The sequence below is a fragment of the Azohydromonas lata genome, assembly GCF_034427735.1.
In the GTDB taxonomy this organism is placed as follows: domain Bacteria; phylum Pseudomonadota; class Gammaproteobacteria; order Burkholderiales; family Burkholderiaceae_C; genus Azohydromonas; species Azohydromonas lata.
This window is the reverse complement of sequence record NZ_JAXOJX010000126.1, coordinates 1-10,859: the sequence shown is the minus strand read 5'-3', so window position 1 is coordinate 10,859 and position 10,859 is coordinate 1. Positions and strand designations below refer to the sequence as shown.

Annotated in this window: 6 protein-coding genes; 5 read left to right on the top strand and 1 reads right to left on the bottom strand. The window is 70.2% G+C overall.

Going from position 1 to position 10,859, the window contains the following annotated elements:
• The coding region (locus SM757_RS33865; protein WP_322468700.1) for a calcium-binding protein at nt 1–3,539 on the bottom strand (3,539 nt) is incomplete at its 3' end.
• Between the two features lie 285 nt (nt 3,540–3,824).
• Here SM757_RS33865 and SM757_RS33860 point away from each other — a divergent pair.
• The 5 genes from SM757_RS33860 to SM757_RS33840 form a co-directional block, all read left to right on the top strand.
• Nucleotides 3,825–5,900, top strand: coding sequence for a tyrosine-type recombinase/integrase (locus SM757_RS33860; RefSeq protein ID WP_066342307.1), 2,076 nt, complete (start codon nt 3,825–3,827; stop codon nt 5,898–5,900).
• A 4-nt stretch (nt 5,901–5,904) separates the two neighbouring features.
• Nucleotides 5,905–6,795: a LysR family transcriptional regulator gene (locus SM757_RS33855; protein WP_322468699.1), complete on the top strand. Its 891-nt coding sequence runs from the start codon at nt 5,905–5,907 to the stop codon at nt 6,793–6,795.
• 268 nt (nt 6,796–7,063) lie between these two features.
• Nucleotides 7,064–7,906, top strand: coding sequence for a putative hydro-lyase (locus tag SM757_RS33850; protein ID WP_322468698.1), 843 nt, complete (start codon nt 7,064–7,066; stop codon nt 7,904–7,906).
• A 1-nt stretch (nt 7,907) separates the two neighbouring features.
• The gene (locus SM757_RS33845; protein WP_322468697.1) at nt 7,908–9,242 is read left to right on the top strand and encodes an MFS transporter; all 1,335 of its coding nucleotides are present in this window, start codon (nt 7,908–7,910) and stop codon (nt 9,240–9,242) included.
• Between the two features lie 83 nt (nt 9,243–9,325).
• Nucleotides 9,326–10,859: hydantoinase/oxoprolinase family protein (locus tag SM757_RS33840; protein WP_322468696.1), on the top strand; the 1,534-nt coding region annotated here is incomplete at its 3' end.

Genomic DNA, 10,859 nt, shown 5'->3' with positions numbered 1-10,859 from the left:
TTCACGTGCAGCCAATCGTTGCCCTCGCCACCGTCGAGCACATTGGAACCCTGGTCTTCGCTGAGCTGGTCGTTGCCCGCGCCGCCCAGCAGCGTGTCGTTGCCGAAGCCGCCCTCCAGCGTGTCGTCGCCCTCGCCGCCCAGCAGCGAGTCGTCACCCCACTGGCCGTCTATGTGGTTGTCACCGGCACTGCCGGTGATGACGTTGGCCAGCTCGTTGCCCGTGCCGCTGATGTAGTTTGTGCCCGTGAGCTCCAGGTTTTCGACGTTGTCGCCCAGCGTCCAGGAGAGGCTGGAGCGCACGGTGTCCACGCCCGCGTCCGCGTCTTCCACGACGACGTCGCCGTCGTTGTCCACCACGTAGGTGTCGTCGCCGCTGCCGCCCAGCAACGTGTCGAGCCCTGCGCCGCCATGAAGCGTGTCGTTGCCCGCGCCGCCGGACAGCGAGTCGTCGCCCGCGCCGCCATAGACTGCATCCGCGCCACCCAGGGCGTCTATGGTGTCGTCGCCGGTCGTGCCGATCACGGTGTCGTCGTCTTCGGTGACGTCCAGTTGCACCATTGAGGCGGCGATGTCGCCGGCGCTCAACCACGAGCCGTCGGCGAAGCGGACGAACTGCAGCGGATTGAAGCTGTTGGCGGGGTTGTCCCCGTAGAAGAAGCTCTGCACCGTGATGCTGTCGCCGCCGCCTGCCAGGCGAATCACCAGCGTGTCGCCATCGCGGCTGAACATCAAGTCTTCAGCCGCCACCCCTTCCTTGAGCTGCAGCGTATTGCTCTGGGCCGGCGCCCACCAGTAGCCGTTATCGGCCGAGGCAATCGTGTCCTGTCCATCGCCGAAACCGAACACGTAGGTGTCGTCGCCGACGCCACCGTCGATGACGTCATTGCCCGCGCCGCCTTCGAGCGTGTCGTCACCTTGGGCGCCTAGGAGGCTGTCGTTGCCCGCGCCGCCGGCCAGCACGTCGTTGCCCCAGCCACCATCGATGGAATCAGCGCCGCCCAGTCCGTGCAGGCTGTTGTCATCGTTGGTGCCGACGAGCACGTCGGCGCTTTCGGTGCCGGTGAACATGCGGGCCACGATGTCGTCCACGCTCCACGTCAGGCCATCATCGAACACGATGCGCTGCAGGACATTGCCGGTGCTGGACAGATAGTTGTCGTACAGGAAGCCTTGCACCGTGATGCGGTCGCCGCTGTTCAAGAGGCTGACCACCAGCGCGCTGCCGTCACGGCTGAGCACCACCTCGTCAGCCGTCACGCCCGCCTTGAATTGCAGGGTGTTGCCCTGTCCCCACCCGTACCACCAGCTGTCGGAGGTGATGGTGTCCTGGCCGTCGCCGTGGCCGAAAAGGATGAGGTCCTCGCCGTAGCCTCCCAAAACGGTGTCGTTGCCGCTGCCGCCGTCCAGCGTGTCGTTGCCGTTGCCGCCGTCGAGCTGGTCGTCGCCATCGCCGCCTTGCAGGAGGTCGTCGCCGTCCTCGCCCAGCAGGCTGTCGCCGTCGGCGCCGCCGTCCAGCATGTCGTTGCCGCTGCCGCCATGGAGCGTGTCCTGGCCGCCGCCGCCATGAATCGTGTCGTCGCCCGCGCGGCCGTACACGACGTCCGCGCCGTCCAGTGCGTCGATCTCGTCAGCATCCTGGGTACCGGAGAGAGAGTCGGCACCCGCGCTCGGCGGCACCACCAGGCGAGCCTCGATGTCCGCAAGGCTCCAGATCGTCCCGTCGGCAAACGCGATCTGCTGCACGGGGTTGTACGTGTTGCCCGTGTCGTCGTTGGTCAGGAAGTTCTGGATGGTGACGCTGTCGCCGCTGTCCGCCAGGCGGATCACCAGCGCATCGCCATCGCGGCCCAGCGACACGTCGCTCACACCCACGCCGGCCTTCATCTGCAGCGTGTTGAGCCTGTCCGCCTCCCAGCTCCAGTAGTCGGTGTTGGTGATGGTGTCCTGGCCGTCTCCGAAGCCGAACAGGTAGACGTTGTTGCCCGCATGGCCCTTGACGGTGTCGTTGCCCGCGCCGCCGTCCAGGGTGTCGTTGCCGGTGCCGCCCAGGAGCTGGTCGGCACCGGAGCCGCCGAGCAGGAGATCGTTGCCGTCGTCGCCCAGCAGGGTGTCATTGCCCGCGCCGCCGTTGACGGTGTCGTTGCCGCCGTGGGCGGCCACCCAGTCGTCACCGCCCAACGCGTCCACGTTGTCCGCGCCGCTGGTCAGGTCCATGAAGTCGGAGCCCTCGGTGAACGGCGGGAGCACCTTGGCCTCGATGTCGGCGAGATTCCAGATCGTGCCGTCGTCGAACACGATGCGCTGCAGCGGGTTGGCCCCGCTGGTGGCGTCGCTGTTGTAGAGGAAGCCCTGCACCTCGATGCGCTCCGTGCTGTCGGCCAGGCGGATCACCAGCGAGCTGCCGTCGCGGCTGAGCAGCACGTCGGCGGGCGTCACGCCCGGCTTGAACTGCAGCGTGTTGAGATCGGCCCTCCACCACTCCTGCATGGGCAGTACATCCTGCCCGTCGCCGCGGCCGAAGAGCACCACATCGTCGCCATCGCCGCCCCGCAGCGTGTCGTTGCCGGCGCCGCCGTCCAGGGTGTCGTTGCCGTCGTCGCCGGAGAGGCTGTCGTTGCCCGTGCCGCCGTCGAGCACATCGTCGTCCGCGCCGCCCAGCAGCGTGTCGTTGCCGCCGTTGCCCTCCAGCGTGTCGTTCCCGGCGCGGCCGGACACCCAATCCGCTCCATCCAGCGCATCGATCTGGTCGGCACCAGTGGAGCCGGTGATGGTGTCGGCCTGCGGCGTGGGCTCGACGAACAGCTTGGCTTCCATGTCTGCCAGGCTCCAGGCGGTACCGTCATCGAAGCGGATCTCGCGAACCGGGTTGTAGCCGTTGGAGCTGTCCTCGCCGAACAGGAAGTTTTCGACCGTGACTCGGTCTTCGCTGCCCGCCAACTGCAACACCAGCGAGTTTCCTTCGCGGCTTACGGTGACGTCCGCCGCCGCCACGCCCGGCTTGAACTGCAGCCTGGTGAGCGGGTTGTTGTATCCGTATCCGGACCCGTCATAGGTGATGGTGTCCTGGCCATCGCCGTAGCCAAACAGGTAGACGTTGTTCCCCCACGTACCGTTGAGACGGTCGTTGCCGGCACCGCCGTCCAGCGTGTCGTCGCCCTGCCCGCCGTTCAGGGTGTCGTTACCCGAGCCGCCGCGCAGCACGTCGCTGCCGTAACCGTAGTCATACAGGGCGTCGTCCCCGTCACCGCCGTCCATCTGGTCACTGCCATACGAGCCGTACTGCCAGTTGGCGTCCGCATCGCCCTGCCAGAAGAACGATCCATCTTCAAACATCAGAGGATTGCCGCTGAGGTCGGCAGGCTGTATGCCGGCCAGCCTCACCACGTCGCCGCCGAAAGACAGCAGCGTGTCGCCGCCCGCCGCTTCAATGGAAAGCGAGGCAGCGGTGCACCCCGTCGGCAGGACCAGTTGATCCGCCTGGGGGTCGAATCCTTCCAGCGTGCCGTTGGCAATCTCGGTGAAGACGTAAGAGGACATAAGCGTTTGAATTTGAAAGTGGGAGGCCGCTGAGGATCGCGGGCCGCTGCTTGACATGCTGAATGCCGCCTCGGACAGGCGATGCACCACAAAACCTAAACATCAATTGTCAAGCATTTTTTACTTCAGACACACTTTTCACATCAACTTAGCCTCTGAAAGGAAGCCTGGCTCAGGCTGCTTTCTTCAAAAGCGGCTTGAATCACCAGTGGCCAAAAAATGCCATTGCAGATAAGCATTCATAATCTTGGCTAACCAAAACTTCAGCCAAGCGGCCGCCTGCCCATGAGCGTTCCCACCTCCTTGCTGCGCGACCGCCTCACCCGCGCCCACTTGGCCATGGCGCGCGGCTGGTTGCAGGGGCTGGACTTGCGCGTGCTCGCCCAGCGCTACCTGGCCGGCATGGACGGCGAGGACAGCACGGACCTGCGCGTGGCGCGCCACCGGCTGCAGCGCACGCTGGACGAGCTGGCCGCCGCGGCACGCCGCGCCGGGCTGCAGGGCGCCGCCACCCTGGCGCGGCAGGCGGCGCTCATACGCCAGCCCGCAGACGTGCCCTCGCTGGAAGAGTTCGCGCAGCGCTTCGACCCCGACTTCCACTCCCAGCAGGAGCTGCTGGCGCTCTATGAAGCCGAATACGGCCGCGCGCCCGGCGCCGAGGCCGCCCGCCGCGCCGCGCGGCGGCGCGCGCGCCTGGTGGAGCGCCAGTTGCAGCTCATCACCGAGCTCGAAGGCGTGCTCGGCGAAGACCTCACCCCGGCCTCCGCGCTGGCGGCCTGGTTCGCCCCCGGCATCGCTGAGCGGCTGCACCGCGCCGACCTCTTCACCGTGGCGCAACTGGTGGACCGCATGCGCTCGGTGCCGCGGCGCTGGTGGAACGGCATTCCCGGCATAGGCGAGGGCAAGGGCCAGCGCATGCGCCGTTTCATAGAAGCCCACCTCGGCCCCGTCAGCGCGCCGCCGCAGGTGGCGGCGCGCGCGGGCGGCGGGGCGCAAGCCTTGACTGCCGCCCTGGCCGCGGCAGGGACGGCGGCCGGCACCGCGGGCGCCGTGCGCCGCGAGCTGGCCGTGGTGCCGCTGGAGCGGCTGCACGTGCCCGGCGAGCTCAGCGGCGAGGCGGGCACGTTCCGCGCGCCGCTGGAGCGCTGCGCCATCGCCGCGCGCAACGACTACGACGCGGTGCACACCTGGCTGTCCACCAAGTCCTCGGCGCTGACGCAAGCCTCTTACCGCCGCGAGGCCGAGCGGCTGCTGCTGTGGTGCGTGCTGCAGCGGAAAAAAGCGCTCACCTCGCTCACGCTGGACGACGCGCAGGCCTACCGCGACTTCCTGGCCGACCCGCAGCCCGCCTCGCAGTGGATAGGCTCCAAGGGCGTGCCGCGCTTCGCGCCGCTGTGGCGGCCGTTCGCGGGGCCGCTGAAAGCCTCGTCGCAGACGCAGTCGCTGGTGATCCTGCACGGGCTGTTCGAGTGGCTGATCTCCACCGGCTACACCACCGTGAACCCCTTTGCCGGCGTGCGCGTGCGCGCGGCCACGCGCGCCGTGGCGGCCTCCACCACGGCGGCCGACACCACCGGGCTGGAGCACGACCGCGCCAAGCGCAACCGCGTGCTGGCGCGCACGCTGCCCACGCCGGCGCTGCAGGCGGTGCTGGAGGAGCTGCGCGAGCTGGAGCCCGGCGGGCGGCACCGCCGCACGGCGCTGGTGCTGCGCATCCTGGTGAGCACGGGGCTGCGCATCTCGGAGCTGGCCGCCGCGCGGCGCGACCACCTGGAGTGGATTCCCCCCTCCCAGCAGGGCGACGGCGGCTGGGTGCTGCATGTGGTGGGCAAGCGCAACAAGTACCGCGAGGTGCCGCTGCCGGACGACCTGGTGCAGGCCCTGGGCGAGTACCTGGCCGCGCGCGGCCTGCCCGCCGCGCTGGAGGACGTGCCGCCAGGTACTTACCTCATAGGCAAGGTGGACGACCTGTTCGTGAAGCTGCCCAGCGCCGGGCGCATGGACGTGGTGGACGCCACGGGCACCGTGCAGACGATGACGACGCTGGCCGACGGCACGCCCGTGGCGCGGGGCGACGGGGTGCGGCCGCAAACCATCCACCACGATCTGCAGCGCCTCTTCGAGCGCGTGGCGCAGCGCCTGGAAGCCAGGGACAAGCTGGGCGCGCAGCGGCTGCGCCTGGCCTCGGCGCACTGGCTGCGCCACACCAGCGCCAGCACGGCCGTGGCCGCCGGCGTGCCGCTGGACGTGGTGGGCGCGCTGCTGGGCCACGCCAGCCTCACCACCACCTCGCAGTACGTGCACGCCGAGTCGCACCGCGTGGCCAAGGAAATGAAGAAGCTGTGGAAGCAGTTGGGGTGAGGCCGTGAACCTGCGTTTCGTCGAAGCCTTCCATTGGGCCGTCTCGCTCAAGAGCGTGACGCGCGCGGCCGAGAAGCTGCACATCACGCAGTCGGCGCTGTCGGCGCGCATCGCGGCGCTGGAGGAGGAGCTGGGCGTGGTGCTGGTGGACCGGCGCGACAAGCAGTTCCGCCTCACCGTGGCGGGGCAGCGCTTCCACGTGCTGGCGCAGCGGCTGCTGGAGGTGCAGCGCCAGGTGAAGGAGGAAATGGGCAGCAGCGTTGGGCGGCCCATGGCGCTGCGCATCGGGGCCATCGAATCGGTCGTCCACACCTGGCTCACGAGCTGGCTGCAGGAGATGCGCGCCTCGCAGCCGGAGTTCGAGCTGGAGCTCACGGTGGAAACCTCGCCCGTGCTGACCGACCAGGTGCGCCGCGGCGCGCAGGACCTCGTCTTCGCCGCGCTGCCGGCCATGGACGCCTCGGTGCGCACCCGCGCCCTGCCGCCCATGCCCATGGTCTTCGCCGGCCACGCCCAGCACCACACCCGCGCGCGCTACAGCCTGCTGGACCTCTCCTGCATCGAGCTGCTGACCTTCCAGCGCGGCTCGCAGCCCCACCAGTCCGTGCTGGAGCTGTTCCAGCAGCACGGCGTGCCGCTGCCGCGCATGCACGCCATCTCCTCCATCTCGGCCATGGTGCAGCTCGTGGAAGGGGGCTTCGGCATCGCCACGCTGCCCCAGGCCGCCGCCGCGCAACTGGCCCGCCGCGTCCCGCTGCGCCAGCTCGCCACCGAGTTCCAGCTCGCCCCGCTGCCCATACACGCCAGCTACCGCGAAGACCCCACCTCCACGCTCACGGAATCGGTGCTGGCCTCCGCCCTGGACTACCTGGCCCGCAACCCGCCCGCGGCCTGACGCCGCCGCGCCGCGCACCGCCCAGGTGCCGCCGAAAGCCCGCCAGCGCGGGCTTTTTTTCGTCTCTCCGCGGCCCTTTGCAGCCCTTGTGGTTTGCCCGCGCCGCGTCCGCGCTGTCGCCCCGCTGGGGGGTGCACCGCCCTCGTTCACAAGAAATTTCGATGACTCCACTCAGAAATTTCTCGTTGGATGCGTTGGAGCGCAATTTCCAGAATCCGCCCCATCGCCACAGCAGCGGCCCAAGGCAGCCGCCTTACGGAGGAGACCGATGAGCAGCAGCACCCGATTCCCCAACAGCCTCGAAGCCCACGCCGCGGCTTCGAATCTCTCGGCCACCTCCAGCGGCCTGGACGTGCGCCTGGCCGCGCGCAGCGGGCGCCTGGCCACGCACACCAGCGGCCTGGCCGCCGAGTACGTGCAGGGCAACGTCGCCATCCTGCCGGCGGACCTGGCCAATGACTTCCTGCGCTTTTGCCAGCGCAACCCCAAGCCGTGCCCGCTGCTGGCGGTGTCGGAGCCGGGCGACTTCCGGCTGCCGGAGCTGGGCGCCGACCTGGACCTGCGCAGCGACGTGCCGCGCTACCGAGTCTGGCGCCACGGCGAGCTGGTCGATGAGCCCACCGACCTGCGCGAGATCTGGCGCGGCGACCTGGTGAGCTTCGTCCTCGGGTGCTCCTTCTCCTTCGAGCACGCGCTGCTGGCCGATGGCCTGCCGCTGCGCCACGTGCAGCAGGGCCGCAACGTGGCCATGTACCGCACCAACGTCGCCACGCGCGCCGCCGGCCCCTTCCACGGGCCCCTGGTCGTGTCCATGCGCCCGCTCAAGGCGGCCGACGCCATACGCGCCGTGCAGATCACCTCGCGCACGCCGGCCGTGCACGGCGCGCCCGTGCACCTGGGCGACCCCGCGCTGATCGGCATCCGCGACCTCGCCCGCCCCGACTACGGCGACGCGGTGGACGTCGCCCCCGGCGAGCTGCCCGTGTTCTGGGCCTGCGGCGTGACGCCGCAGGCCGCCATCGCCGCGGCCCGCCCGGCCTTCTGCATCACCCACGCCCCGGGCCACATGCTGGTCACGGACCGTCTCAACCGCGAACTCGACAGGGCCTGAGATGAACACTTCCCCTTCCGAGCACCTGGCCGGCCACGCCGCCGCCCAGCAGCCGCCCTCCCCCGCTGCCGCCAACGCCGACAAAGGCCTCTGGCTCCAGCACACCAGCCCCGCCGAGCGGCGCACGCTCACGGCCGCCTTTGCCGGCTACGCGGTCGATGGCTTCGACTACATGATCTACACCTTCCTCATCCCCACGCTGATCGCCGCGTGGAGCATGAGCAAGGCGCAGGCGGGCTACATCGCCACCGGCGCGCTGCTGACCTCGGCCGTGGGCGGCTGGCTCGCGGGCGTGCTGGCCGACCGCCATGGCCGCGTGCGCGTGCTGCAGTGGACGGTGCTGTGGTTCGCCGCGTTCACCTTCCTCAGCGGCTTCACCACCTCGCCGGAGCAGCTGTTCTTCACCCGCGCCATGCAGGGCTTCGGCATGGGCGGCGAGTGGGCCGTGGGCTCGGTGCTGATCGCCGAGACCATCGCCGCGCGCCACCGCGGCCGCGCCGTGGGCCTGGTGCAAAGCAGCTGGGCCGTGGGCTGGGCCGCGTCGGCCCTGGCCTTCTGGGGCATGTACTCGGTGCTGCCGCCGGAAACCGCCTGGAAGGTGCTGTTCTGGATAGGCATCCTGCCCGCGCTGCTCACGCTGTACGTGCGCCGCAACGTCAAGGAGCCGGCGGTCTACGTCGCGGCCCAGGCGCGCCTGCGCGAGACGGGCCAGAAGAGCAACTTCCTGCGCATCTTCCACCCCTCGCTGCTGCGCACCACCGTGCTGGCCAGCCTGCTGGCCGCGGGCATGCAGGGCGCCTATTACTCCGTCACCACCTGGCTGCCCACCTTCCTCAAGACCGAGCGCCATCTCTCGGTGCTGGGCACCTCCACGTACCTGCTGGTGCTCATCGGCGGCTCCTTCGCGGGCTACCTCACCAGCGCGTGGCTGTCCGACGCCATCGGCCGCCGGCGCTGCTTCATGCTGTTCGCGGCCATGGGCATCGTGCTGGTGCTGAGCTACACGCAGATCCCGGTGACGGACTCGCTGATGCTGCTGCTGGGTTTCCCGCTGGGCTTCTTCCTCTCCGGCATCTTTTCCGGCATGGGCGCCTTCCTGTCGGAGCTGTTCCCCAGCGACGTGCGCGGCTCCGGCCAGGGGTTCACCTACAACTTCGGCCGCGCCATCGGCGCCGCCTGCCCGGCGCTGATCGGCGAGCTCAGCAGCAGCCACCCGCTGGGCCAGACCATCGGCTGGGTGGGCGCGGCCTGCTACGCGGTGGTGATCGTCGCCGCGCTGGTGTTGCCCGAGACCCGCGGGCGCGAGCTGTCCGCCGATGCGGACGCGGCGCCATGACGCGGCGCGCCACAGCCGCCCCCTCGCCTGTCCCCACGCCCGCCTCCACGCCTTCCCAGGCCTCCACCTTCATGAGCCCTTCCATGGAAAACAAGCACACCCCCGACCGCTGGCAGTTCTGGATAGACCGCGGCGGCACCTTCACGGACCTGGTGGGCCGCGCCCCCGACGGCACGCTGCACACGCTCAAGCTCCTGTCCGAGAACCCCGAGCAGTACCGCGACGCCGCGGTCGAGGGCATACGCCGCCTGCTGGGCCTGCAGCCCGGCCAGACCATCACGGCCGAGCGCGTGGAGTGCGTGAAGATGGGCACCACCGTGGCCACCAACGCGCTGCTGGAGCGCAAGGGCGACCGCACGCTGCTGGTGACCACGCGGGGCTTTCGCGACGCGCTGCGCATCGCCACCCAGGCGCGGCCGCGCCTCTTTGACCGCCACGTCGTGCTGCCGGAGCTGCTGTACGAGCGCGTCATCGAGGCCGAGGAGCGCGTGGACGCGCAGGGCCAGGTGGTCACGCCGCTGGACGAGGCCGCGCTGCGCGCGCAGCTCCAGCAAGCCTTCGACGCCGGGCTGCGCGCCTGCGCCATCGTCTTCCTGCACGGGTATCGGGCCACGGCGCACGAGCTGGCGGCCAAGGCGCTGGCGCGGCACATCGGCTTCACGCAGGTGTCGGTCTCGCACGAGGTCAGCCCGCTCATGAAATACGTGCCGCGCGGGGACACCACGGTGGTGGACGCCTACCTGTCGCCCATCCTGCGCCGCTACGTGGAGCAGGTGGCGTCGCAGATGCCGGGGGTGCGCCTGTTCTTCATGCAGAGCTCCGGCGGCCTCACCGAGGCCCGCCGCTTCCAGGGCAAGGACGCCATCCTCTCCGGCCCCGCAGGCGGCATCGTGGGCATGGTGCGCACGGCGCTGGCGGCCGGGCACGGCAAGGTGATCGGCTTCGACATGGGCGGCACCAGCACCGACGTGTCGCACTTCGCGGGCGAGTTCGAGCGCGCCTTCGACACCGAGGTGGCCGGCGTGCGCATGCGCGCGCCCATGATGAGCATCCACACCGTGGCGGCGGGCGGGGGCTCCGTGATCCGCTTCGACGGCGCGCGGCTGCGCGTGGGCCCGGAGTCCGCCGGCGCCAACCCCGGCCCGGCCAGCTACCGCCGCGGCGGCCCGCTGGCCACGACGGACGCCAACGTCCTGCTGGGCCGCATCCAGCCGGACTTCTTCCCGCACGTCTTCGGCCCTACGGCCAGCCAGCCGCTGGACCGCGCCGTGGTGGAGCAGCGCTTCACGGAGATGGCGCAGGCCATGTCCGAGGCCGCGGGCAAGCCGGTCACGGCCGAGGAGGCCGCCGCGGGCGCGCTGCAGATTGCCGTGGGCGCCATGGCCAACGCCATCAAGCGCATTTCGGTGGCGCGGGGCTACGACGTGACGGCCTACACGCTGCAGTGCTTCGGCGGCGCGGGCGGCCAGGCCGCCTGCCTGGTGGCCGATGCGCTGGGCATGACGCGCATCCTCGCCCACCCCTTTGCCGGCGTGCTCAGCGCCTACGGCATGGGGCTGGCCGACCAGATCGCGCTGCGCGAGGCCTCGCTGGAGCTGGCGCTGGACGCCGCGGGCC

Excerpts from the sequence above, each read along its gene's own strand:
- SM757_RS33850 (WP_322468698.1), top strand. The coding sequence starts at position 7,064 with ATGAGCAGCAGCACCCGATTCCCCAACAGCCTCGAAGCCCACGCCGCG.
- SM757_RS33860 (WP_066342307.1), top strand. The coding sequence starts at position 3,825 with ATGAGCGTTCCCACCTCCTTGCTGCGCGACCGCCTCACCCGCGCCCAC.
- SM757_RS33845 (WP_322468697.1), top strand. The coding sequence starts at position 7,908 with ATGAACACTTCCCCTTCCGAGCACCTGGCCGGCCACGCCGCCGCCCAG.